At 67.2% G+C, this 26,947-nt stretch carries 9 protein-coding genes; all 9 read right to left on the bottom strand.

Going from position 1 to position 26,947, the window contains the following annotated elements; translation table 11 throughout:
• Positions 1–37: 37 nt before the first annotated feature.
• The 9 genes from ACOCMM_RS02130 to ACOCMM_RS02090 all read right to left on the bottom strand — a co-directional run bounded on the left by ACOCMM_RS02130 (position 38) and on the right by ACOCMM_RS02090 (position 26,714).
• Positions 38–4,150 (bottom strand): cell wall-binding repeat-containing protein, encoded by a 4,113-nt coding sequence (locus ACOCMM_RS02130; RefSeq protein WP_419551554.1) that lies wholly within the window; start codon positions 4,148–4,150, stop codon positions 38–40.
• Positions 4,151–4,208: 58 nt separating this feature from the next.
• Positions 4,209–9,236: a cell wall-binding repeat-containing protein gene (locus ACOCMM_RS02125; RefSeq protein ID WP_419551553.1), complete on the bottom strand. Its 5,028-nt coding sequence runs from the start codon at positions 9,234–9,236 to the stop codon at positions 4,209–4,211.
• Positions 9,237–9,292: 56 nt separating this feature from the next.
• A complete protein-coding gene (locus ACOCMM_RS02120; protein WP_419551552.1) occupies positions 9,293–12,457 on the bottom strand; it encodes a cell wall-binding repeat-containing protein in 3,165 nt (1,054 codons plus the stop codon).
• Positions 12,458–12,566: 109 nt separating this feature from the next.
• Positions 12,567–13,151, bottom strand: a complete 585-nt coding sequence (pyrE, locus tag ACOCMM_RS02115; protein WP_419551551.1) for an orotate phosphoribosyltransferase — start codon at positions 13,149–13,151, stop codon at positions 12,567–12,569.
• A 33-nt stretch (positions 13,152–13,184) separates the two neighbouring features.
• On the bottom strand, positions 13,185–16,034 hold the full coding sequence (locus tag ACOCMM_RS02110; RefSeq protein WP_419551550.1) for a cell wall-binding repeat-containing protein: 2,850 nt from the start codon (positions 16,032–16,034) through the stop codon (positions 13,185–13,187).
• A 157-nt stretch (positions 16,035–16,191) separates the two neighbouring features.
• Positions 16,192–18,804: a cell wall-binding repeat-containing protein gene (locus tag ACOCMM_RS02105; RefSeq protein ID WP_419551549.1), complete on the bottom strand. Its 2,613-nt coding sequence runs from the start codon at positions 18,802–18,804 to the stop codon at positions 16,192–16,194.
• Positions 18,805–18,911: 107 nt separating this feature from the next.
• Complete coding sequence (locus ACOCMM_RS02100; RefSeq protein WP_419551548.1) at positions 18,912–21,554, bottom strand: cell wall-binding repeat-containing protein; 2,643 nt, start codon at positions 21,552–21,554, stop codon at positions 18,912–18,914.
• Positions 21,555–21,612: 58 nt separating this feature from the next.
• The gene (locus ACOCMM_RS02095) at positions 21,613–24,378 is read right to left on the bottom strand and encodes a cell wall-binding repeat-containing protein (RefSeq protein ID WP_419554803.1); all 2,766 of its coding nucleotides are present in this window, start codon (positions 24,376–24,378) and stop codon (positions 21,613–21,615) included.
• 71 nt (positions 24,379–24,449) lie between these two features.
• A complete protein-coding gene (locus tag ACOCMM_RS02090; protein WP_419551547.1) occupies positions 24,450–26,714 on the bottom strand; it encodes a cell wall-binding repeat-containing protein in 2,265 nt (754 codons plus the stop codon).
• Between the last annotated feature and the right edge of the window lie 233 nt (positions 26,715–26,947).

Genomic DNA, 26,947 nt, shown 5'->3' with positions numbered 1-26,947 from the left:
CCAACAAGATCCGGCAAGTAAGTGCGAAGCCAGCCTGCTAGCTGTTACGGGTGATGGAGACCGTGTGCGTGTCATCGTCGTCCCCGGTGACGCTGATTGTGTAGCCCCGCAGCGTCACTGAATCGCCCTTGGTCAGCACCGGGAAGTCTTCGATCTGGCCGTTGCCGCTGTCGCCAACGAATTTGATCGGCAAGGTTCCCGTGTCGAGCAGCGTGTCGACCGTGTACACCAGCACCCCGGCCGTGATGAGCGTCGGGAATTCGGTACTTGCGCCGTCGGGCGCCGTGAAGCTCCGGGGAGCGTCGTAGCCGAGCTGCCGGCGGCTCTCCACCACGATCATCTCGTGGCCGTTCAGCGGCACCGCCGCCATCGCCGACCAGTCTCGTGGCGCAGCGACAGGCCCCAAGCGGACCGTTGCGATGTCCTCGGTGATGCAACTCACTTGGGAGTCCGCGAGCCATCCCAGCTGCCACCGGCTCCACGCCAGCATCTCCCTCGAACGCAGGGATGTCGCGAAGCTGGACCCCTCAGTGCCGTCGGGGATTCTCCAGGTGTGCCTCAGCCGCTCGTCCTCCAGCTCGGTCATGAAGTGGCTCTGCAAGCCCATCAACCCCACGTCGACAAACACCCACACGTTGTCGGAATCGATTTCGGGCAGTTCGTGAACCTCGTCGTCGTAGGGGTACATATCAAGCAAGCCCAAGTTGTGAGCAATCTCGTGGGCGCCCACATAGCCCCAGTCCTGCAGCTCGCCGGGCTCGTCCAACGGCTTGGTGTTCACCCTGGTCGTTGTCACCTCGACTTCGTCAGCAGTGACAGAACCGAGTGCATTGCCGCCGCCGAAGTGAGTGCCGGGGAACACAGTCAGTACCAGGTCCACCGTCGAGAAGTCGAACTCGGCGTCGGCCAGGGCAACAGCGTGCGCGGACGCTGTGCCCACGAGCGCGGGCCCGAATGGGGTGGGTCCGATGTACACCTCCGAGTCCTCCGCTGCACGCAGCCACCGATGCAATGGCACGAACTCGATGTCGATCTTCCCGTAGCCGACCGCCTCGAGGTAGGTCTCGGCCCGAGACAGCCCGAGTTCGGCTTCTTCTTGCGTGGTGTGCTCGGCCGGCGCGTCGGCGAAATCCATGAACAGCACGGCGACGCGCACAGCCCCGGCTGTCGGCACCAAACCGGGCAACGGGAATCCTGCCGTCGTTCCGCTGAGACCCAAGGGGCGGCACTGCGCAGCACTCGAGACCGTCGCCGTGCCATTTGCCCCGGTGACGTAGATGGATCGCTCGTTGTCGGCTCCGACCCGGGTGTAGGCGACGCGCTCCCCGTCCGGTGACCAGCGAGGAAGGATGCCTCGGTCAGCTTCGTCGACCAGCACCGCCTCGGTGGGATCGTCGAGCCTGACCACCACCACCGAACCGGTTCGGTCTGTGTCACCCTCAACGGTGCTGCGGCGGGCGAATGCGAGACGGGTGCCGTCGGGCGACCAGGCAAGGCCTCCGTCGGGATGCACGCCGCCAGCGACCCTGCGGTTGTCGGAACCGTCAGGCGCAACGACAGACGCAAAGCCGTCGCTCGCGAGATACCCGACCTTGGTGCCATCGGGCGACCACACCGGGGCGCTGTCCCACGCGTCGCCGGCGGTGAGCGCACGTCGACCCGAGCCGTCAGCCCCAATGACAGCGATGTAGCGATCGCTGTCAGTGCGATGACCGGCATCGCTGCGGCCGCTGCCCCAGTACCGGCTGAAGGTCAGCTTTGCGCCATCGGGCGACCACGACGGCTCGTCGTCCCACACGTCGCCACCAGTGAGCTGCGTGTGACCGGTGCCGTCGGAGTTCACCAGCCAGATGTGCGACACCCACCTGTCGTCCAGGTAGTCCGTCCGCGCATAGGCGATGCGTGTGCCATCAGGCGACCACGACGGCGCGTACGACGTACGGGCGTCATAGCGAGTGAGACGCCGCAGATCGGTGCCGTCGTTGCGCATCAGCCACAGCGATCGGTCATGAGCGAACACGACGTGGGTGCAGTTCGGCGACCAGGACGGGCTGCTGCCGCCCAGCGAGCCGAGTTGCTGCGATGCGTCGCTGGCGCTACCGCCGCAACCGCCCGGTGACGGAGCCGAGCCGCGCCCTACGAACTGTCCCGGCGCGATGCCAACCTGACGGCCCGACGCGCCTGCTGCCCATGCCTCGCGCGTGCCATCCTCAGTCGCGACGAAGAACAGGATCCGGTGCCCGTCGGGCGACCACCGCGGATGGCTTTCCCGCCCGGGAACGTCGGCAAGCACTTCTTCGCTGGCGGTGTCGACTTGAACCAGCCGGATGGACGCATCCTCCCCGTCACGGCGAGTGAACGCAATCTTCGAACCGTCCGGCGACCACGACAGGCCGCCGTCCCAGTAGGCGTTGCCCGCTATGGCTCTGCCGCCGGATCCGTTCGTGTTGTGCACCCAGACCGAGTCGTAGGCGATGTAACCGATCTGGCTGCCGTCGGGCGACCACGTGGGGGCGTGGTCCCATGCGCCGCCGACTGTCAGGAACCGCTTGTTCGTGCCGTTGGCGTTCATGGCCACGATGTAGCGGTCGCTGCTGATGCGATCGCCTTGCGCATCGCGTCCCGTCCCGCTGATGCGGCTGAACACGATCTCGGTGCTGTCGGGCGACCACGACGGGTCGCCGTCCCAGACGTCCCCACGGGTGACTTGAGTCTTGCCGGATCCGTCGGCGTTCACCACCCAGATGTGTGACTCCCAGTGTTCACCCTGGTAGACCTCGCGTGCATAGGCAATTCGAGTTCCGTCGGGTGACCAGAACGGTTCATGGGAATAGCCGCCGTCGCGTTGAGTCAGTTCGCTCGGTTCGCTTCCGTCGTTGCCAGCGATCCACAGGCGTGAACGGGCTCCGTAGACGATCTGGCTGCAGTCGGGCGACCAGGCAGGTTCTTCGGGGTCGTTCTCGGTGACGAGCTGCACCGGCGCGGCATCGATCGCTCCCCCGCAGGTGCCTGCGGGCAGTCCGGCGGGCTCGTCGGCGGGTTCGACGGTGGGCTCGCCGTCGAGGTAGGCGTCGATTGCTGTCTGGGACACGGCTGCGTCGCCGCCGAACACCCGCAGGTCCAGCGTGTCGACGCCCGCGGCGGCCGTCGTCGTCCGTGCAGCGTCAAGAAAGCCCGCTGTGTCCAGCGGAATGGCGTGGGGGCTGGCAAGCAGCAGCGGGGCGCACAGCCGTCCCAGCAGCGGGCCGGCACTGAACGAGTCGAATGGCACGCGCGCTCGGGCCAACCCGATGCGTTCAGTGGTGAAGCACCGCTCGGATCCTTGGGCGTAGAGGCCTTCCACAAATTCCGCAGCCTTCACCGCGGTGTCGAAGCGGGTTGCACCCGCCAGGCGCGTGACGGAAATGCCAAGGTCCGAGATCGACCAGTCCACCGCTTCGGCCAGCGCAGCGGTGCCGCCCATCAGCACCACATGGGAGATCCCCGCCTCGGACAGGTACCGGGCCACTCCGGCATGCAGTTCGTCACGCGGGGTCAGCAACACCGGATGCGGCCCCCGTGCTGCGAACGCACCCGCCACCAGAGCATCGGCAAACACGTCACCGTTGGCAACGATCGCCGTAGTGCCGAAACCGGGCATCTCGCCCACCGACTCAATCTGCCGCGCCGCAACCACACCTGTGGCGTAGCGATCCACGCGGCCCACACGCTCCACCGTGATGCCGAGGCCTTCCAGCGAAGTCACCACCGCGTCGCTGACGGCGTGCGCACCCCCCGTGGCGCCGACCACCACCACGTCGGTCACACCGGTGCGCTGCACGAACGCCGCCGCATCGTCGCGCAGCTCCCCGGGTGGGGTCATCAGCACCGGCGCACCCAACGCTCCCGCAACCGGCGCAGCCACCACCGCGTCAGGCCAGCTCAGGCCCGACACCATCACGACGTGCGTCAGCGAGCCGCCCGCATCGGCCGCGACCGCATCGGCCACCAGCAATGAGGTGGCATAGCGATCCGCGCCGCCGTAGCGGGAGACCGCAACCTTGGCCAACTGCTCTTCTTGGGCGGTTTGGGCCGCTGCAGACGTCGGCAACCCAAGCACGCCCCCCACGACTGCGACGACCAGCACCGCTCCGGTCAGTGCACGCCGCATCTGGCCGAACGTAGTGCCCAGCGACAGGACGCTGTCCCGCAGCCTGGCGGGACGGCGGTCAGGAGTTGCGGGTGATGACCACGGTGTGGGTGTCGCCGTCGTCGGCGGTAACCGTGACCGTGTAGCCCCGCAGGGTCACCGACTCGCCGACTTCGAGCACCGGAAAGTCGTCTAAGTGGCGGTTGCCATCGTCGCCGGCAACACGAATCGGCAGCTCGCCCGAGCCGATCGCCGAGTCGACTACGTACACGAGCACACCCTCGGTGATGAGCCGGGGGATCGTGGTGCTGGCGCCCGTGTCGGCCACTTCGAAGAACTGGCCGGCGTCTCTGCCCAACTTGCGGCGGCTCTCGATCACGATCATCTCGTGGGTGGTGAGCGGCACAGCAGCCATCGCTACACCGTCACCCGGCTGCGCGATCGGCGCCAGCTGCACGGTCGTGTCAGGCGCATCGACGCAACTCACCTGCGAGTCGCCCAGCCACCCGAGCTGCCACCTGCTCCAAGCCAGCACCTCGCCCAGACTGAGATGCCTCGCGTAACTCGTCGAAGTGCTGCCGTTGGAGTGCTTCCAGATCTGTCGCAGGCGCTCATCGTTCTGCACAGTGGCGAAGGTGCTCGCCAGACCCATCAATCCGATGTTGACAAAAACCAACACGTTGCCGGAAGCGATTTCGGGCGGCTTGCCGCGCTCGGGATCGTAGGGGTACATGTCGAGCAAGCCCAGGTTGTGCGTCATCTCATGGGCACCGACGTATCCCCAGGCTGTCAGCGACCCCGACTCGGCGCGCCGATGGGTGTTCACCCTCGTCGTCGAGACCTCGACGTCATCGGCGGCGGCAGAACCACCTGCGTTGCCGCCGCCGAAGTGACTCCTGGGAAACACCGTGAGAACCAGATCCACCGTTGAGAAGTCGAACTCGTCGTCGGCCAAGGCAACAGCGTGTGCAGAGGTTGGACTCGAGAGGCCCATCCCGACCGCCAAGCGCCCTATGTAGGCGGTCGAGTCCTGCTCGGCGCGCAGCCACCGATGCAACGGTACGAACTCAATGTCGATCTTTCCGTAGCTGGCCGTCTCGAGGAACGTCTCGGCCCACGGCAGACCGAGTTCTGCCTCTTCCTGCGTCGTGTGCTCAGCCTGCGCGTCGGAGAAATCCATGAAGAGCACAGCCACCCGCACCAATCCGGTCGAGGGAACCCCCCGATCCGGCAATGGGAATCCCGCTGTTGTGCCGCCCGAGCGACCCCGCGGTCGGCACTCGCGAGCGCCGTCTGGCACCGGCGTGCCTGCAGCCCCGGATACGCCCACGCGCCATATGTTGCTGTAGCGGGCGTTGTCAACGTCTGCATCGGTGGGAGCGGCGACTCCGTCATACGCAATTCGCTCGCCGTCAGGCGACCATCTGGGGTTCCTCTGCTTGAGCAACCCATGTCCGATGACGTCTTCGGAAGGGCCATCGACCTCGACTGCCACCACGTGACTCTCGCTCCAACTGCCTCGCACATAGGCGATGCGCGTGCCATCGGGTGACCAAGACAGACCGCCCGCCGCAAGCGCGCCGGCGGCTACAACGCGAGGGTTGAGGTCGTCGGGTGCGGTGACCCACACCGCACCGGCGGAGAGATAGGCGATGAGGCTGCCGTCGGGCGACCACGCAGGCAAGCGCGCCCCGACGGCGCCCTCGGTGAGCACGGTTTGATCGCTGCCGTCGGCGTCCATCAGGATGATGTAACTGTCCCCCCAACGGCCGCCTGCCTCGATTTCGTCGTGTCTCCAGCGTTCGAACGCGATCTGGCCGTTGTCTGGCGACCATGTCGGAAAGCTGTCGCTGACATCACCCTGGGTGAGCTGCATTCGTTGCGTCCCGTCGGTGTTGACCACCCAGATATGCGACTGCGACCTAGTCGGCTGGTCGTAAGTGACCGATCGGGCGTATGCGATGCGGCTTCCGTCAGGCGACCACGACGGTCCCGAGGCAGACTCGCCATCGAAGCGGGTGAGGGGACGAAGGCCCGAACCGTCATTGCGCATCAGCCACAGCGAACGGTCCCGGACGAACGCAACATGTGTGCAGTCGGGTGACCATGCGGGCTCGCTGGCAGCGTGGGCCATCTCGGTCAATTCCACAGGGCCGTCGCTGGAGGTTCCACCGCACCCGCCGGCGGTTGGAGCCGCACCGCCGCCCACGAACTGCCCCATCACGGTGCCGACTTGGGTTCCCGATGCGCCAGCCACCCAGATGTGCGTCTGGCGGTCGGCGTCCACCGCTTGGAACGCAAGGCGTTGCCCGTCGGGTGACCAGTGCGGGCTCGACGGTTGCCCAGTCACGCCTTCGATCTTGATGTCGCTGAGGCTGGCGAGCTCGATCAGGTGGAGGGCAGCTGCACCGTCATCGCTGCGGACAACCGCAATGCGAGAGCCGTCAGGGGACCACGACAGGCCGCTCAAGGAGACGCCGCCGGCGATGCCGCGTCGATGGGATCCGTCGGGCGTGACGACCCAGACGTTCTGTCCGGCGATGTACGCGATGAGGGTGCTGTCGGGCGACCACTCCGGCGAGCTCTCCCACAAGCCTCCCGCTGTCAGCGCTCGCCGGCCCGAGCCGTCAAGTCCCATGACGGCGATGTAGCGATCGCTGTCGGTGCGATGACCGTTCTCGTCGCGGCCGCTGCCCCAATAGCGGCTGAACGTCAGCTTCGAGCCGTCAGGCGACCACGACGGGTCGCTGTCCTGCACGTCGCCGCGTGTGAGCTGCGTGTGGCCGGTGCCGTCCGCGTTCACCACCCAGATGTGAGACATCCACCGCTCGTTCTCGTAGAGGAGGCGCGAGAAGGCGATCCGTGTGCCGTCGGGCGACCACGACGGTCCCGAGATGTGGCTGTCGTAGGTAGCGAGCCAGCGCAGGTCGGTGCCGTCGTTGCGCATCAGCCACAGCGACCTGTCCCGGACGAACACCACGTGTGTGCAGTTGGGTGACCATGACGGGCCGTTGCCGCCAAGCGGGCCGAGCTGGCGCAATGCGTCGCTGGAGGTTCCGCCGCAGCCGCCCACCGACGGAGCCGATCCGCGCCCCACGAACTGCCCCGGCGCGATGCCGATCTGGCGGCCTGACGCGCCCGCAACCCACACCTGGCGTGTGCCCTCTTCGGTGGAGACATAGAAGAGGATGCGCTGGCCGTCGGGCGACCACTGCGGATAGCTCTCGCGCCCGGGCACGTCGGCCAGCACTTCGGTGCCGGCGGTGTCGATCTGAACGAGACGTATGGACGCGTCGGTGCCGTCGACGCGGGTGAACGCAAGCTTCGTGCCGTCGGGCGACCACGACAGACCGCCATCTGAATAAGCGTTCCCAGCTACGGCCCTGCCGCCGGATCCGTCTGTGCTGCGGACCCAGACGGAGTTATTGGTGACATACGCGATCTGGCTGCCGTCGGGTGACCACCTGGGCGCATGCTCCCATGTACCGCCGACGGCCAAGAACCGCTCGTCGGTGCCGTCGGCGTTCATCGTCACGAGGTAACGATCGGGCTCGATGCGGTGGCCTTCGGCGTTGCGTCCCGTCCCGCTGGTGCGAGTGAACACGAGCTTGGTGCCGTCAGGCGACCACGACGGGTCGTCGTCCCAGACGTCCCCGCGGGTGATCTGCGCCTTGGCGGTGCCGTCAAGGTTGACCACCCAGATGTGGGACTCCCAATGGGTCTGCTGGTGGACTTGGCGGGCATATGCGATCCGGGTGCCATCGGGCGACCAAGCGGGTTCATAGAAAAAGCCGTCGTCGCGTTCGGTCAGCTCGCTCGGTTCGCTGCCGTCGCGGTTGGCGATCCACAGCCGCCAGACCGCCCCATAGACAATCTGGCTGCAGTCGGGCGACCAGGCTGGCTTCTCAGGGAAATCCTCGGCAATGAGCTGTACCGGGGCCGCATCGATCTGCCCGCCGCAGGTGCCAGCGGGCAACTCGGTGGGCTCGGCCTCGGGTTCGACGGCGGACTCGCCGCTGAGGTAGGCGTCGATCGCCGCCTGGGACACGGCTGCGTCGCCGCCGAACACCCGCAGGTCCAGCGCGTCGGCGCCCGCGGCAGCCGTTGCCGTTCGTGCAGCGTCCAAGAAGCCTGCCGTGTCGAGCGGAATGGCGTTGGGATCAGCAAGAAGCAGCGGGGCGCACAGCCGTCCCAACAGCGGACCGGCACTGAACGAGTCGAACGGCACACGCGCCCGGGCCAGGCCGATCCGTTCGGTGCTGAAGCACCGTTCGGTTCCACTGGCGTAGCGGCCGACAACGAAATCTGCTGCCTTCACTGCGGTGTCGAAGCGGGTCGCACCCGCCAGGCGCGTGACGGCGATGCCGCTCTGAGAGATCGACCAGTCCACCGATTCGGCCAGCGCACCGGTGCCGCCCATCAGCACCACATGTTCAATTCCGGCTTCGGACAGGTAAGCAGCCACGTCAGCGTTCAGTTCACCCGGAGGCGTCAACAGCACCGGATGCCGTCCGCGAGCAGCGAACGATCCTGCCACCAGCGCATCGGCAAACACCCAGCCGTTTGCCACGATCGCCGTGCGGCCCAATCCCGGAATGTCACCTACCGAGGAGAGATGGCGCGCAGCCGCCACCCCAGTCCTGTAGCGATCAGCTCCCCCGACGCGCTCGACCGACAGCCCCAGGTCTGCGAGCGAAGCCACGACAGCCTCGCTCACCGCGTGGGCATCACCGGTGCTGCCCACCACCACCACGTCGGACGCGCCGGTGCGCTGCACGAACGCCGCCGCATCGTCGCGCAGCTCCCCAGGCGGGGTCATCAGCACAGGCGCACCCAGCGCTCCCGCCACCGGCGCAGCCACCACCGCGTCAGGCCAGTTCAGGCCCGACACCATCACGACATGGCTCAGCGATCCGCCAGCATCGGCCGCGACCGCCTCGGCCACCAGCAATGAGGTGGCATAGCGATCGGCTCCGCCGTAGCGAGTGACGGCAGCTCTGGCCTGCCCGTCTTCGCCAGCAGTCTGGGCAGCGGCCGTCCCCGGCAGTGCGAGCATTCCCCCCACGAGCGCGACGACGAGCGTGGCCCCGCTCAGTGCCCGCCGCATGTGGCCGAACGTAGTGCCCAGCGCCAGGACGCCATCACGCGGGGGCCGAGCTGCGGTCAGGAATTGCGGGTGATGACCACGGTGTGGGTGTCGCCATCGTCGGCGATGACCGTGATGGTGTAGCCCCGCAGCGTCACCGACTCGCCGACTTCGAGGACCGGGAAGTCGAGGACTTGGCCGTTGCCGCCGTCGCCCGCAACCTTGAGCGGCAGTTGCCCGCCGCCGAGCCAGGAGTCGACCGTGTACACGAGCACACCCTCGGTGATGAGCCGGGGGAACGTGGTGCTGGTACCCGCATTGGCGTATTCGAAGAACCGGCCGGCGTCGTAACCCAGCTTGCGGCGGCTCTCCATCACGATCATCTCGTGGGTGTTGAGCGGCACGACGGCCATCGCAACGCCGTTGCCTGGCTGCGCGATCGGCGCCAGAGTCACCGTGGTCTCGGGCGCATCGGAGCAACTCACCTGCGATTCGCCTAGCCAGCCCAGCTGCCAACGGCTCCACGCCAGCATTTCCTCGGTGACCAAGTGCCGTTCGTAGCCGGTTGATCGGCCCCCGTCGGAGGACTGCCAATCGTGCGCCAGGCGGGGATCGTGCTCGGCGGCGAGATACCACGACCACATGTTCATGCGCCCCCACTCCACCGCGACCCAGGCCTGGCCGCTGGGCGCAGCGGCACGGGCATGTGCGCTGCCGTCAGCCGGATACAGGTCGAGCAAGCCGAAGTTGTGCACGAGTTCGTGTGCGACGACGTTCCCCCACTGCAACGGGGGTCGCTCGGCTTCGAGGTGCGAGAAGTTGATGACGGTCGGAGTCATCGACGCCCCGTCTGCGGTGATCGGCCCACTGGCGAAGCCATTTCCGAACCAGCTGCTCGGCAGCACGATCATGACGGCGCCGATCCCGGCAAAGTCAAAGTCGGGGTCTGCAGCCGCCACCACATCGCCGATGATCTCGATCGGAACCCCGGTCAAGTCCCGACCTCCGTAGCTCAAGTAGTCGTCGACATCGGTGGCTGATCGAAGCCACCCATGGCGCTGTACGAATTCGATGTCGAGCCAGCCGTAGCTCACGGCTTCGAGGTATGCCTCCATGTACGGCAATCCGAGCCCGGCTTCTTCTTCGGTGGTGTGATTCGCTGGCGCATCTTCGAAGTCCACATAGAGCACTGCGATCTGGAGCGTTCCCGTGGTGGGGGCTCCCCAGCTGGGCAATGGGAACCCAGCGGTGACTCCCGAGAAACCCCCCGGGCGGCATTGATTGGCGCCACCTTCGACCGGATCGCCGCTGGCGCCGGCGACATAGACGCGATGGACGCCGCCAGCTTCGATGGTGTGGAAGGCGAGCAGATCGCCATCGGGTGACCAGCGTGGCGATAGCACTTGGTCCGAAGATTCGAAGACGGATTCCTCGTTGAGCCCTGTGAGGTCAGCGATCGAGAGCGTCGCAACGCCGTCGCGACTGCGAATGAACGCAATCCGTTTGCCGTCGGGCGACCACGACAGCTCTTCGTGGTTGGAAACGGGGGTGATGATGTAGCGAGGATTCGTGCCATCGGCGTCGATGACCACGATGGTGTTGTTCGCGACGTAGGCCAACTCGGTGCCGTCGGGTGAGTAGACGGGACCAAAGTTCCACCGCCCTTCGGTCGTCAGCACTTCAACCTCGGTGCCCGTACGGGTCATCCGTGTCACCTGCTTACCGCTGTCGTCAAAGCGGTCGAAGACGATGAGTTCACCGTCAGGCGACCAGCGAGGGGACGCGTCCACGAGGGCTCCGGTGGAGAGCTGGGTTGGGCCCGTTCCGTCGGCATTGACGGTCCAGATGTGGGCGACCCAATGGTCGACGCCCTGGTAGCCCCGGACGTAGACGATCTGGGTGCCGTCGGGCGACCAAGCAGCGGAAAAGAGATGCGCCCCGACGTCGGGCAGGAGCTGCTGCTGGTCGGTGCCGTCGTTGTTCATCGTCCACAGCGAGCCGTTCTGGGTGTAGACGAGCCGGCTGCAGTCGGGGGACCACGCCGGGTCTTCGGCATTGGTCGAGGTGACGAGCTGACGCGGCTCATCGGTGATGGAACCGCCACAGGTTCCTGCAGGCAGCACCGTGGGTTGCGCGGCCTGCTCATCGACGAGGGCCTCTTCGTTGCTGAGGAAGGTGTTGAGGGCGGCTTGTGAGACGGCAGCCTCGCCGCCGAACACGCGCAGACCCACGGCGGCATGCGTGCTGCGCGCCGTGTCGAGAAATGCCGCTGTGTCGGCGGGCACTTCGGCGGGATCAACGAGCACCAGCGGGGCGCACCGCTGGCCCAGCAGCGGCGCAGCACTGAACGAATCGAACGGCACCCGTGCACGAGCCACACCGATCGTGCTCGTAGCGAAGCAGGGCTGCCCGGCAGCATCGTCGTAGCGGCCGGTCACCAACTGTGCGGTTTGTACCGCGGTGTCGTAGCGGGTTGCACCTGCCAACCGGGTCACCGATGCTCCAAGCTCGGTGACTGCGCTCTCCACGGCTTCGCTGAGCGCAGCGGGGCCGCCCATCAGCACCACATGGGCGATCTCGGCCTCGGTCAGGTAGGTGGCCACCTCGGCGTGCAGCCCGGCTTTGGGGCTCAACAGCACCGGGTGCTGCCCGCGGGCAGCGAACGGGCCTGCCACGAGGGCGTCGGCGAACACCTCGCCGCTGGCCACGATGGCAGTGCGCCCCAATCCACCCATGTCGCCAACGGAGGACAGGCGGCGTGCAGCCGCGGCCGCGGCCGCGTAGCGGTCCGAACCGCTGACCCGCTCGACGGTCACGCCCAATCCTTGGAGCGCTGTCACGACCTCGTCGCTCACCGTGTCGGGCTGACCTTCGGTGCCCACCACGATGACGCTCGACGCCCCCACTCGCTGCACGAAGGCTGCCGCGTCATCTCGCAGCTCACCCGGCGGCGTCATCAGCACCGGCGCTCCCAGCGCACCTGCGATGGGAGCAGCCACGACAGCGTCAGCCCAGCTGAGACCCGACACCATCACCACGGCATCGACCGAAATGCCGGCGTTGGCCGCAAACGCCTCGGCCACCAACAGCGATGTGGCGTACCGATCTGCACCTCCGTATCGAGTAACGAAGACCGCGCCCTGATCGTCGTCGCCAGAGGCCGCCGACGCCGCCGTGGGCAGCACCAGCACTGTCCCGACGAGCACTGTCGCCAGCAGTGCCGCTGTCAGCAACCGCCGCATTCGATCGACAGTACTGCCGGTTTCTGCCCCGGCAGCGAGCGGCCACTGCTGCATAGGGCCAGACGCAGCCTGAGTCAATTCTGGCCGTCGAGCCGTGTCTCGAGCCGAGTCAGCCGGCGGTGGCCGCGGCCTGTTCCTCGCCGACTCTGGGAATGCCCAGGTCGTGATAGGTGGCCATCGGGAAGTACGGCACCGAGCGCTGCGCGAACTCGCGGGCTGCGTCGTCGCCACGGTCGGCAAGTGTCACCGCAGCGACCACTTCGGCGCCGGTGGCCTGCACCACGTCGAAGGCTTGCAGGATCGACCCGCCGGTGGTCACGACGTCGTCCACCAGCAGCACATGATCGCCGTCGCCGATGCGCGCCCCCTCGATGCGACGGTCAGTGCCGCGCCCCTTGGGTGCCTTGCGCACGATGAACCAGTTGGTCTCGCTCACCAGCGCGATCGCAGCGGCGAGCGCATCGGCCCCAAGGGTCAAGCCACCGACCGCGTCGAAGCGGACCCCGGCCTCGGCCACTCGCTCCCAGATCGCTTCAGCAGCGAGCCGCAGGTCTGCCCCCGCTGCGAGCGCTTCCTTGCCGTCGATGAAGTACCGCGACCACTGTCCCGATGCCAGCTGGACCGGTGCCGGCAGTGTCGTGAGACCGCCGTCCCGCAGGATCTCCAGCAACTGGTCCGATTTGGCGCTGCTCATGGGTGTGGCTTCGCTCCCTCGCCCCTGCCGAGACTAGGGGGCGGGAGCGGGGAGGCTGTTGCGCAGCAACGCGTCGCGGCTCGAGATGCCCCGCAGCTTCCCGACTGGGTTCAGGCTCTCGTCGACGTCTTCAGTGGCGGGGTCGTCGGGCGTCTGGCCGCGAGCGATGCCTGCGGCGATCTCGATCGTTGCGCGCCGGAAACTGACGAGCTGCCCGATCGTGTGGTCCGGATCAGCAGTCGTGAAGCGGAACACCACCTGGTCGTTCGGCAGCCTTTTCGTGGTCTCGACGCGGTCAGGCGTCGGGGGCGGGTCGTCTGCAACTTCGCCATAATCCTCAATGAGAGCGCCGAGGATGTCGTCGATCACCTCGACCACCCCGTCGGCATCACCGACATCGGTGACAGAGACGACGTCAGGCTCGGTGTCGATGATGAATTCGCTGACGTAGTCGGTGAATTCCACCAGGAAACTGACCGAGCTCACGCCGCCTCCCAAGGTCGGCATGCCAAGGAAGTCACTGTCGTCATCGAGCGACACGGGCACACTCTCGTCAATGCACCCGTTGACCAACTCGGCCAGGAAGTGACGGGTGAACGCGCTGTTGCTGCTCAGCGCTCGCACGAAATCCCCGTACGTCAACTCGGGCGGCTCGCCGTCTTCAGAGTCGATGAACCGCAGCAGAATGACGCGGCCAGGAGTGTCGATCCACACTCGTATCGCCGGATGACTGGTGCGCGAGACAGCGCTCGCAGTCTCGCCGAGTCGTGCCGAGGCCCGGGCGCTGTCGAGCAGCCAGCCATTGCCAGCGGCGCCCCCAGCGCTACCGGTCCACTTGCCGACGATGTGTACCGAGTCGTCCAAAGTGACCTGGGCGCGTTCGCTGACCTCGGCAATCGCGTCGGGCGTCGTGGTGGTGGCACTGTCGTCGACGCCGGGATTTGCCGGCCCGATGCGCACTTCGGCAATGCCGAACGCTGCGGCGGGCGCCTTCACCCGTGCCCGGAGACGGCCGCTGCGCAGACTGTCAGGCCCGCTCACTGCGCCGCCGCGCAAGTCCACGACGTCGTTGAAGGCCAACTCGTACGCCGCGCCGGGAGCAATGGGCTCGGAGCTGCTGTCTCCGGCGTACCCGTTGGGCGCGGTGAGCGGCAGCTTATGAAAGGCGAGTCCGAGCAGACGCTCGGCGCCGACAAACTCTGGCTCCCCGACATCGACGTCGATGTCGCGGCTCGTCAAGATGCGAATACGACTCGGGTCCAACGAAATGTCGGTGCCGTCAGACTCAGCCGGGTCGTATTCGAGAGCGAAGCGGAGTTCGCTACGCCCCGCTAACGCGATGATCTCCATGTCCAGCATGGGGGCTCTGACTCGCGGCGTCGGCACCGTGTATCTCGTGCCTTGCAACGGGCGCCGATCTTCGTTGACCGCAAACCAGTCATCGGTGGATTGCATTTCGATGACATCGCCCGCTTGCAGCGGGTGGGGCAACCTGACAGTCAGCGATGACACCGCGTCGCACGCATCGGCGGGACGAGAGCTCGTCAATTTCTGTTCGACGATGAGCGCTGGTATGTCGTTGACATACAGCAGATCGCGCATCCGGCCCTCGAAATGCCCACCTTCGATGCGAATCGCTTCGGTGAAGGTGATGTGAAACGAGTTCTCTTCCGCGACGGCCGAGATCCGCCCGGTGAGCGTTCGAGACGTGGTCGCTGCTCGGATCGCCAGTCGCACCGACGCGTCGCTGATCGCCGACGTGCCCCCGATTGCAACGACTTCGACGTGCGTCTTGAGCTTGTCGACCGTTGTCTTGGTGGTGCGCAGGAAGCTCGAGATCGACGAGTTCAGACGGCTGCCGACGAACAGAAGCGGAACCGGACCCGATCCGTTGAGCCCGAGGCCCAGCAGCGGTGCAGCAGCTACGGCATCGATCGCTGAGCCGGTGCCGGCCAGCGCCACAAGGTACGTAGCAGGATCAAGCTCGGGGTCGCACGTCTTGGTCATCAGCCTGGCGACTGCAGCCGACATGGTCTCAGGGGAGTTTGCCGAGATCCGTTCGGTGGCATCCACGCCGGCGGCAACGAGTTGGCCGATCACGTCTTCGGACACGACGGTGGTGTTGCCCACAATCACGACCCGGTCAATGCGCAAGCTCTCAAGGGCTTGGGTGGTGGCGGCCGGCACGGATGCGCGCTCGGTGAGCAGCACCGGCAATTCGAGCGCATAGACCAACGGTCCGGTGGCGACGATCTCGCCGAGGCGCTCGTCGCTGGCGTTGGCGAGAAGCGCCACCGTGTCGTTGGTGCCACACCAGTTGGTGATGGCATCGAGTTCAGCGGCGATAGCCGCGGCCGTGGCGAATCGATCCTCGCCAGCAATGCGTCGAACGGTTGGCTCGGGCTCCAACACCGCCACTGCATCGAGCACCACCTCGGACACCGACGCGGGCCCGCCGAGCACGATCACCGCTGACACCTGATGGTCTTCGATGTAGTTGGCAACTCCGCGGTGCAGCTGCGTCGGCGGTGTCAGCAATATGGGGGCCGTGTTCCGGGCGGCAAGGCCAGCAGCAACTGCGCCGTCGATCGGCGCATCACCTGATGCCAGGATGACGGTAGGCACCGAGTCCAAGCCGCCTCGTTCGCGGGCATAGCGCTCGGCGAGGCGCAGTGCGGTCTGGTACCGGTTGGCGCCGGCGAACTCCCTCACGCCGTTTTCAGTTGCCGACGCGGTGCGATCGGCTGGGTCGACCAGCAGTTCCGCAGCAGTATTCGCCGCCTGTGCAGGCGCGGAAGTGACGAACGCCAGCGGGAGCGTCAACAGGCACCACGTCATGACGACGGCAGCGAAGCCGATGAACGGCCGACTGCGATTCTCCACCGTCCCCCATTCCTCATACGAGGTCGACCGGTCGCAATCGACAGCGGACTACTGCAAGTTACTCATTATAAGGTGAAAACGATGAACGTCGCCAAGATTCGCCAATGATCGTAACTGTGTGACAAACGTTGTGGTCACTGATCATCACCGCCGGGCGTCACGGCCGCGTGAAGCGGTCGAAGCGGTGTTCGAGCGAGTAATTGCCGTTGAGGTCGATGGCGGCTCCGTCGCCCGCGAGCAGTTCAGAGTTCAGCCCCGGCAACGCTGTGAGATCGTTTGATTGGACGCGGGCCACGAGCGTGCCGTCCCGCACGCCGGCGGCTGTGTCGCAGTTCGCTCCGCCAGCGATGATCGCCGGATTTCCGCCGGGCGCAGCCTCGAACGTCACACCAGCGGCGGCAGCACCGCGTCCGTCGAGGGCGTAGTCGGCGACGGCATCGTTGTCTGCGTCGATCTCCAATCGGCCGGGCACGACGAGCCCCTCGCCGGCATCGCAGTCGAGCACCGGCTCGGACCAGACCACGGTGATATCGACACTGCTCAAGCCGCCGCTCAATCGCGCCGGGTCGAAGTTGCCGTTCAACGTGAGCGGTTCGGTGTCGGTGGATTCGACCCCGTCGGCGAGCTCAGCGGTGAACCAGGCTCTGAAGCTCGGGTTTCGATTGAGATCGGCCACGATGGCCTCCACCGTGCGACGCTCGGCGGCTTGCACGCGCAGGCGCCCGCCGTTGTTGGTACGAGTGATGGTGACCACTGCAATGCGTGTCGGGAGCCAGCGCGGTTCCGACACGATCTCCAGGGTCCAGTTGTTGCCGGTCGCTCCCGAAGCCGCTCCGAACGACCTCGCCGTCACGGTGAGGGCGTCGCTCACGACGCTGCCGTCTCGCAGCACATCGACCGAGATCGCCGCCACGGCACGCCCGCGGGGTCGTGAGACCGTCACCGTGGCTACCTCGGGCGGGGTGTTGTCGCCGACCGCTCTGATGGAAGCGCGGTTGGCCGAGTTCCCCGCCAGGTCCTCTACTGCGCCAGCCTCGATGGTCAGGCGATCGCCCGCACGCAGCACGCCGCCAAATGATGCGGGCACTGGCACTTCGAAGCTTGTCGCGCCCTCGGTCACCTGCAGGATGACCGTCACAGTCTCCCCGCCGGGTCCTTCCCGCTTCAGCTCGGCAACTCCCGAACGCAGCCTCACTGCCTCGCTGGCCGTGACGAGCACCGCGGGAGCATTGTCATTGGCGACAAGCGAAATCGTCGGTGGAGTCCGGTCTGCATCGACGTTTGCGACCATCCGCCGAACCACGCGGCGGCCGTCTTTCTCGCCGATGAGGTCGGCGCGAATCTCAATCTCCTCTTCGGCCACCAGTGGACGCTCACAACCGACGGGTTCCACCGAATTCGGATACTGCTGCGCGCCCGTGAACACGATCGTCGCCGCCGTGGTGGTGGTGCCCGAACCCGCATCCACCTCGACATCAGAGGGTCCAAACGCCACGTGTGAACGGCGGTAGTTGGTCGGGTTCTCGGCGTGAGAGGTGCGCACCGGCTCATCAAAGCTCACCTCGAGGAAACAGCGGCCCTCCACGCCAGCGATGTCAGCCGAGATCTTCGGGAGCGTGCCGGCCGCGACGGCCAGCAAGGCAGTGAACGACGTCACAGCATTGGAACCGCCGAACACGGTGAGGTGCAGGTTCCCGTCGCTGTCGCCGGGAGCGAACTCGTCCGAGGCCAGCAGGCCAGCGACCGTCTCGGGCACGGAGTTCCGCTCGGTGAGCAGCAGGGCTGCGCAACGTTCGCCGAGCAGCGGACTGCTGACGAGGGCATCGGCTGCCCGCCAGCCATACGCGATCCCGAACTCGAATCCATTGAAACACCGTTGGGACGAATCGGGGCCCAGCAGCTCTTCAGCAATCCGGGTCGCCGTGGCGAACCGGTCTGGGCCATACAGCCGGCTGACGGTGATACCGAGATCGCCGATGTCGTACTCCACCCAGGGGCTGACCGCTTTGGGACCGCCGAGGATGACGACGTGCTCGGTCTTGCTGTCGATCAGGAACTGCTTCACGTCGGGATGCAGGTCGAGATTCGGCGTGAGCAGCACCGGATGGCGGCCTTGGTACGCCAGCGGCCCCGCTGCGAGGGCGTCGGCGAAGACCTCGCCGGTTGCGATCAGCGAGGTGCGCCCCAGGTTGCGGTATCTGCCAGGCGTACCTGCCGGCGAGCCGACGAGCGCCGCCACGGCCGTTGCCGTGCGGTAGACATCGTCGCCGGCAACGCGGCTGACGGTGAGGCCGAGCGCTCGCAGATCGGAAGCCACGTCGTCGGAGACCACCTCGGTGTCACCGAGGATGATCGCTTGCCCGAAGCTGTTCGAACTCAAGAACGTTGCCACCGCCTCGGGCAATTCCTCGGGCCGGGTGAGCAGCAGGGGTGCGCCGTGCTGCCTCGACAGCGGCGGTGCCGTCAGCGCATAGCCGAAGTGCTCGTCGGCTCCCGAGGTCACGATGACGGTATTCGGCCGTGCACCTGCGTCAGCGCGCTCGCTGACGTACACCCCGGCGATGGCGACTCCAGTCTCGTAACGGGTCAGGCCCGCCAGCCGGGAGAACGAAGCGTCGGTCGCTGCGGCGCCCACCGGCAAGTGAGGGGCAGTGCCGGCAAGCACCAAGGCGCACAGCAATGCGGACGCCCACCTGCGGCTGCGGCGCCGAGCCGCGCGCAGGCGTGCCGTGCCCGCACGGCGTAATCCTGCCGCGGGTACATCAGGCAAAGTTCTATCCACTCTCGGGCCTCCAGCGACACCGTCTCGTCAGCGCACGCCCACTCAACCACACCGGCCGTCTGGGGCGAGGGACTTGATGCAGGAGGCCTGGGCGCCTAGGGGCGGCGGAACTTCACACCCGTCTGGGTGGCGTTGTCATTGTTGGCGAAATCGGTAGCGGCGCCCAGCCGGACCGTGGCCTGTGACTCGGTGTTGGGCAGGTTGTCGACGCTGGATGACTCGATGCGGGCGACGAGCGTGCCCGAAGGGACGCCGGGCGTCTCGTCGCAGACGGCCCCCTCCTCACCGAGCGAGGCCGGATGCTCATCGTCGGGCACGATCATCACGTCGCTGTCGCTGAAGGCGTGACCGTCGAGCGAGAAATCGGCCTCGCCGTCGCCGTCGACGTCGATCTCGATGCTGCGTGGGGTGACAGCACGCCGGGTCGGGCCGCAGCCGTGCACCGGCTCGGTCCACAGCACCCCCAGGTCGACGATGCTGGCGCCGCCTTCGAATGACACCCGGCCGCGGGTGTCCGCCGGTCTGGCTGAACCCTCGCCGCTGTATGTCAGCGCACTGAACCGGGAGCTGAACGCCCGGTCGCCGTTGAGGTCGGCGACCAGATCGTCAGCGACGGCGTCAGCCAGCACCACCACCAGGATCCGGCGGCTCGACTCGGACACACGCACTGCGCTGAGCTGCGACGGCGACCAGCTCCGGGGATGCGCGTCACGCACATTGACGTCGATCTGCCACTGGTTGCCCGCAGCGCCGTCGACTGAGGTGCCGACATTCGCCGAGATCAGGATGGCATCGGCCGTCCGCCCGCCGGCGTCGACCGCACTCAGCGTCACCGCTGCCTGTCGCGTGGCCACGAACTCGGTCACCGTTATGCGTGCCACCTGCGGCGAGGTTTCGTCGTGCTCCACCGTTCGGCGAGTCGCGCGGCTCTCGTTGCCGGCCAGATCCGTGGCGGCCCGGCTGGCGATCGACACCCGGTCTCCGGCGCGTAGCTCTGCGTCGAGCTCCTGGGGAACTTCGACCGCGAACATGGCGACCCCGGATTCGACGGCAGCCGGGTAGGTGACCTCAGGGACCCGGTTGCGCTCGAACAGGATCTCGATGTCGGACGCCGACAGCGGCTCGCTGCTGTGGACCCAAACCATGCTGGCACCCTGCGGGGCACTGATCTTGAACGTCGGGCGGCTGTTGTCCGACAAGATCGAGTAACTGCCTTGCGCGACCGTGCGATCGCCGGCAGCCGAGCGAATCGCACGGCTGGCGACACCGATCCGTTCCCGCTCCTGCAGCGGAGCGAAACAATCGGCAGGCACCGCGCCGCCCGGGCTGACAATTGCCCCCGAGAAGGTCACGGTGGCGCGTGCGGTGGTGAACCCCGAGCCGGCGTCCACGCTGCCGAACCGACCCTGGCCGGTGGAGTAATTCGAGAAGTTCGCAGCATCGGAGGTCAGGACCGGTTCGCTGAACTCGACGGTGAAGTGGCAGCCGCCTTCCATCCCGCTCACGTTGGCACGTAGCTCGGGCAGCTGTACGGCCTCGACCGCCTCGGTCACCGCTTGGTCGGCCACTGCTCCCACGCCGCCGAACACGTTGAGACGGACATCGCCGTTGATGTCTCCGGTGACGTAGTCGTCCGATCTGAGCAGGTCTGCCACGCTGGAGGGCAGCTCGTCGAACTCGGTGAGCAGCAACGGTGCGCACAGCTCTCCGAGCAGCGGCCCGCTTACGATCGCATCGGGCGAGCGACGCCCGTACGCCAGACCCAGCTCGGCGCCGTCGAAGCACTCCGCCGGCGTGTCGACCCCCAGCAGTGCCTCCGCAATCCTCACTGCGGTGCCGAACCGATCCGCGCCGCCCCAGCGCGTGATCTCGATGCCCAATTCGATGATGGCCTGTTCCACGCCGGTGCTGACGGCCGCCGCGCCTCCCAGGATCACCACGTGCTCGATGCCGCTGGCCTCGAAATACAGCTCGGTGGCCTCCGGCAGCTCAGCGCTGCGCGTGAGCAGGATGGGGTGATTGCCCCGGTACGCGAGCGGTCCGGCTGCGAGCGCATCAGCGAAGTTCTCGCCGGTGGCCAGCAACGCCGTGCGTCCGTCCACCGAGAACTCCCCCGGCGTTGCGCTCTCGCCGACCTGTTCGGCGAGGGCGGCTGCGGTGCTGTAGGGATCCGCGCCGCCGATGCGGGAAACCTCGATGTCGCCGAGCAGACTTAACGATTCCTCCACCGAGCTGTTCACCACCGACTCGCCGCCCACGATGATCACCGTGGCGATGTCGTTGTCCTCGAGGAATGTCGCGACCGAATGGGGAAGTCGATTCGGCCGGGTCAGCAGCAGCGGTGCATGGTGCAGCCTCGACAGCACGGGAACCGGCACAGCATAGGCGAAGTGTTCGTCGGCACCCGATGTCAGGATGACCGTGTCTACGCTGGAGCCCTCCGCGAGGGTCTCGACGTCGTCGATGTACGCCTCCGCAATGTCGATGGCCGTCTCGAACCGCGTCAGGCCCTCGAGGCGCCGCGATTCTGCGTAGGTCGCAGCCCCTTGAGCAGGGCTGTGCGCAACGGCGAGCACGCCGGCAGCCACAATCAGCGCGACGAACGCACGTGCAGCCCTCATCGCGCGGTGAGGTGTTGGGGCGTCGTGAGCGAACATGATCGTTGCAGTGCTGCGGACCTCAGCGGAACTGCCCGCAGAGGGTTGCGGCGGCATGGCGCCCCGCAGCCTCTCGGCCACGGTACCGCGCCCTCGCGTTCAGGGGCCGCAACCCGCCGCGACCGAGTGAGGATGGCCGTTACGGGGCGGCGTTGATGAAGGCGTCGACACGCCAGGCGACCGTGTCGTCGTCGTTGGTGGGATTGTGGGTGTTGATCGACGCCATGAAGCCCCCTGCGCCGTAGCCCCCGTCGGCGGTTCCGGCCACCAGCACGCCTGCGGCGACCTCCGGTGACGCCTCGGGCTCGGGCCCGAACTCGTCGCGCAGCCAGGTCCCTGAGCGCAGCGTGCTCACCCCGCGCAGCTCCCAGGTGCCGACTACGAACAGGGCCTCGCCGTCGGCCACGCCAGTCACGGTGCCCAATGCCGTTTCCACCGACCACAGTGCAGTGAACTCATCGGGGGCTTCCTCGCCGATGCCCCGGGTGATCTCGACCGACAGGAACGCATCGGTCACATCCTCGCGCCGGGGCGGCAGGTGCGCATCCACGTTCATGTTGGTTGCACGAAACGACCACCGGGTTGTTCCGCCCAGTGACGGATCCACATCGCCCGGCAGGCCCACATGCAGCGGTTCGGCCCCTTCGATCACGTCGGTGAGCCGGAACCGCCGGTATTCGTCGGCCACCAGCGCCACCGGCAGCGACGACCGCCCGTACGGCCCCACCGCACGCACCATCACCGGATCGTTGCGGGGCAGCTCCACCGCCAGGCATCCGGGTGCCCCGTCGCCCTCTGTGCGGGGCACGCCGTCGTTGTCGAGGCGGTACCAGCCGAGCGCAGGCAGGTCGCCGACCATCGTGGGCGCTCGACCCTGTGCCGTCTCCACCACCAGCCAGCGGGCCTCCTCGTAGGTCGCCCGGGGCAGGCACAGCAGGTGCCGGCCCGTGGGCACCGCTGCCGAAGCCGAGCTCGACGCACTGCCCGCCGAACTGTGCCCGCCGATGTTGCCGGTCTCGTCAGCCCGGTAGTACACGGTGCCGTCGAATGAGAGTCCGGTCGCAAACGCCCCCACCCCGCGCCTGGCCCGAGACGCCTTCTCGATGCGGCTGGGATCGTCACGGTCGGCGACCTGGGAGCCCACCAGCACCGGCAGGGGCGGCTCGGTCGAAGGCGCTAAGCGGCCGCTGACCAGCGAGGATGCCTGGGCAAGCAGGCTGGGGCTGATCACCGATGGCCCTCCGAACGCCACCACGAAGCCGGGATCGAAACAGGCTCCAGAGTTCAGCGCTGCGCCGTACTGTTCGGGATCGGCCGCCCCGTTGCGGCCGAGGCCGCCCACGGCGTCGACGCATCGCCGGCGCTGGGCGAATGCCCGCAGCAGCAGCTCGTACACAGGCTCGGGCAGCTCGTCCGCGCCTACGGGCACCAGCAGGATCGGCACTGCCGAACGCTTCGGCCGTGGCGAGACCGTATCGCTGAGCCCACGCGAGGACGCCCGCGCCGCCTCCACCGATCCCGGCTCGAGCGCCGTCACCGGGCCTACGAAACGCTCGACCACGTACGGCGTCTGTTCGGGCGAGGGTGCCGACGCAGCACCGCACCAGGCGCTTGCTCCCAGCGCATCGGGCCAGCCTCGTGCGCCAGCACCGCTCCCGCTTGAAGCCACCAGACACACGGACGAGCGAGCGAAGTATTCCCCCACAAGGGTGGGCCACCACCCACCGAAGTGCTGGGCCATTGCGACGCTGGTGGCGTAGCGATCCGAGCCCGACACCCGCAGCTGCTCGGCCCTGGCGATCTGCGCGGCCAAGTTGGCCACCGATTCAGGGATCTGCGACGTGCCGCCGAGCACGATCAGGTTCTCGACGTCGAGCAGGCTGAGCGCCACGGCCGTCTCGTCGGGCAGCGTGTCGCTGCCGTCATGCAGCAGCACCGGCACTTGCCAGAAGCTCGTCCACCAGCCCGCCGCCAGCGCATCCACCCCACCGGTGAGCACCACCGTGCGTCCCAGCAGCTCGCAGTCTCGGGCTCTCGGCCGCCATTCGACCACCGAGTTCGCGTAGAAGGTCATGACGGCATGGCCATCGGCTGCCGAGGGGTCGGCACAGCCGTCGACGCCCGCGGGTATCGGCGCGGTGCCGAGCGACGTCGCCACCGCGGCTGCGGTGCCGTAGCGGGTTACGCCGCTCACCCGGAACACCTCGCTGTAGCCGATCGACACCAGCTCGGTCTCGACAGCGGCCGGCACCGCCGCCGGCCCGCCGACGATTATCGCTTGGCGGGCTGCATTGCAGCCTCCCCGGCGCAGATCCTGGACGGCCAGCCGGGTCGCATGGTTCAGCGTCGTGGCGCCTGAGCGGGCCGAACCGGTCAGCAGGATCGGCGCGGCAAAGGTGTCCACCCGGTTGAAGCCCCCGATGGGGTCGAAGAGCGGGTCGCTGGCGGCGACCCGGCGCAGGTACGGCTCACTGGATCCGCCCGTGGAATCGGACAATGCGGCGGCGGTGAGTGCATCGGCGGGCGAGTCCGAGGCCACCACGATCACGGCCCGCGGGCACACGCCCAGGCCCCACCAGCCGTCGGCTGCCGCCAGGCTGCGGCCGTCGCCGGAGGTGGCATCGGCGGAATCGAAGGGGAACCCGCCGCGGCCGCGCATCGTGAGCGACACGGCCAGGGCCGTCTGGAAGCGATCGGGGCCGAAAATGCGCATCGCATTCGGCCACGCTTCGATCTGGGGCGCTGCCAAGAACGAGCTGGGCCACTGGCTCGGCGCCACGGGCCCGTCTGTCGCCTCGGCGACATCGGTCTGACCGCTTGCGGGAGGCAGCGCCAGCAACGACGCCAGCATCAGGCCGGCAGCCAGCGCCGTCACCCAGCGAAACCTTCGGCGAGGAAGCATCATCACGAGACGACAGTCTGGCGCGGCGGTGTCATGAGCCCGTCCCGGCCAGAGTGAACGCGTTGCACGCTGCCCTACCGGGCGTCGCAGCTCTGCTGCAATTTGTCGTATGCGGCAACGAACCCGTCGATCTCTGGGAACACGATCGCCTGTACTTCCCCGTCGAAGTTCGTATAACCGAAGACAAGCTCGCCTGATCCGTTCAGTAGATCGCTGACGAACTCATACCCCTCGCTGCCGGAGACGATGGCCCGGTTGTCGTTCGTCGGCCACCACAAGGCATACGCGAACGGCGCGTTCTTGCCGCCAATGCGGTAGCCCACGGGCACCCGGCCGTGCAGTTCCCGGTTCGAGAAGTTGATCTGACCCGAAATGTACGGCCCACGGAACTCGTCGAACAGCGGGTTCCAAAAATCCACTCGTACCTCGTCGTGGCACCATACGACCAGGACGGGTACCAGGTCGTCCCATGGAGACGCGAGGGAGTGCCGTTCCGCAGTCGTCTCCAGGATGATGTAGGGGTTGCCGGAGTTGCTCCCGATTCCGTGGCTCCAACCGCCTTCGTCAGCGACGGGGTCGTCGCCTGGGTCGTCGCCTGGGTCGTCGCCGATGTCACCGGCCAGCAGGGCAGCCACGTCGACTACGGGAGCCAACAAGCCGAGGGTGCCGATGATGTTCGACCCGTCGTTTGTTTGGGCCAGGGCCAGCGCTGTTGCCACGCCGACGAGCTGGCGCTGATCGTTGAACGCTGGTCCTCCGCTGTTGCCGGGGGCGATCTGCGTGTCGGTCTTGATCCAGGTCACGCCCCTCTGCTGTGTGATTCCCGAATAGCGCCCGGTGGTGAGCGTCATCGTCTCACCCCCGATTACCGGGTACCCCAATGCAGTGATGAACTCTCCGGCTTGTAGCGGTTCCGTTGCGATTGCGACCGCCGGCAACGCCTCTGCGTCCGGCCCCAGCGCCAGCAGGGCCAGGTCGCGCGTCTGCACGGCGCGCTCAAGCGTCACGGTCACGTAGCGGGGTGGCGCCTGCTCGAATGTGCCGCCGACCCAGGCCCTGATACCGGTGCACGCTCGGTTCCGATCGTCGAACACCACGTGATGGTTGGTGACGATCTGGCGGCCGTCCCCCACGGCGAACCCCGAGCCCGATTTGGTCGGCTGGTCGGAGCTGTCGAGACACTGCACCAGCACCACCGAGGCGGCCACCTGCTCCCAAGCCTGTGTGCTGCCTGCCGAACCAGTCCCGGTCGACCCGGTCGAATCGCTCGACTCGGTCACGCGACCAGTCGCCACGGTGGCGAGCGCGCCATCGCTGACCGACGACGCCGAACCGATAGCGGTCACGGTCAATCGGGCTGAAGTGCCCACCGCGAGCAGCCAGTCCCGTCCGAACGCCGCAAGCGATTCCGGCACCGGGGTGCTAGCTGGAGGCGCAAGCAGCAGCGGCTGGCATCTGCCACGTACGGCTGAGGCTGCAAGCCCCCCGTAGGGCGACTTGCCGTTGGCCACGGCGACGTCGGTCACCGGATGGCACCCAGGCGTGCTGAACGACAGCCGAGCGATCATCGCCGCCGTGTCGTAGCGGGTTGCGCCGGCCACGCGTTGGGTTGCAATTCCGAGGCCCTGCACTTGTGATTCGACGCCGGCCGAGACAGCCGCGGTGCCGCCCAGGATCGTGACTGACGCGATATTCCGGTTCGGGTCGGACAGGAACCGCTGCGCCTCGGCATGCAATGCGTTGGGTGTGGTGAGGATGAGCGGGCTGCTCGCCGACACGCTCGGAGCAATCGCCACAGCGTCTGCGAAGTTGACGCCCGAGGCCAGATAGACGGTGCTGAGCGACATCGGGGCGAAGGCCCGAGCAGCACGCCGGGCGGTGTCGTAGCGGTCCGCGCCGACAATCCGATCCACCCGGTAGCCCAAGGCACGCAGCGACTCGGCCACCCCTTCGGACACGGCGGCAGGGCCGCCCAAGATGATGACTTTGGCGTTGGGATTACTGGCGCACGGCTCGAGGTACTCCCGAGTGGCCGCTGGCAGGAACGCCTGCTTGGTGAGCAGCAGCGGCCGGTCAAGCGCAGTCCCTGCCAGCGCGTCAGGCCAGTTCTCACCCGACGCCAGGGCCACGCTGTACGAGCCGCCCGACGAGTCGCACGTGCCGCCGGCAAGGGCCGCCGCAAGCTCGTAGTCGCTCGCAGCCTCTACCCGTACCTGCGCGACCTCAGCGCTCTGTGCACCCGACGGTCCTGGTGTGAGCAGGATGGATCCCAGCGTCGCGGCGCAGAGAATGCTGAGTGCCGCCGACCGCCGCAGGCGAGTCCATCGGACCGCTGCCATCACACCGCTCTCGCTCTCCACGGGACCACTTGCAGTGCCGGTTGCCGCTCAACCACGCGGATACGCCACTGCGTGCTGAGGCTAGGCCGGACCGCACCACGGCCCTGCATCGCGTCACGAGACGCGAAACCCCGCGAGACCGCCTTCAGCCAGGCGCCGGAGTCGAAGTCGATGCCGCCGCCCCTGATCCGCTCTCGGCATACATGAGCCTGGCGAATGCGATTTCACAAATT

The organism is Candidatus Poriferisodalis sp. (assembly GCF_965198245.1).
Lineage (GTDB): Bacteria > Actinomycetota > Acidimicrobiia > Acidimicrobiales > Poriferisodalaceae > Poriferisodalis.
Note: the sequence above shows the minus strand (reverse complement) of the source record. Positions and strands in the feature narration are given on the sequence as shown.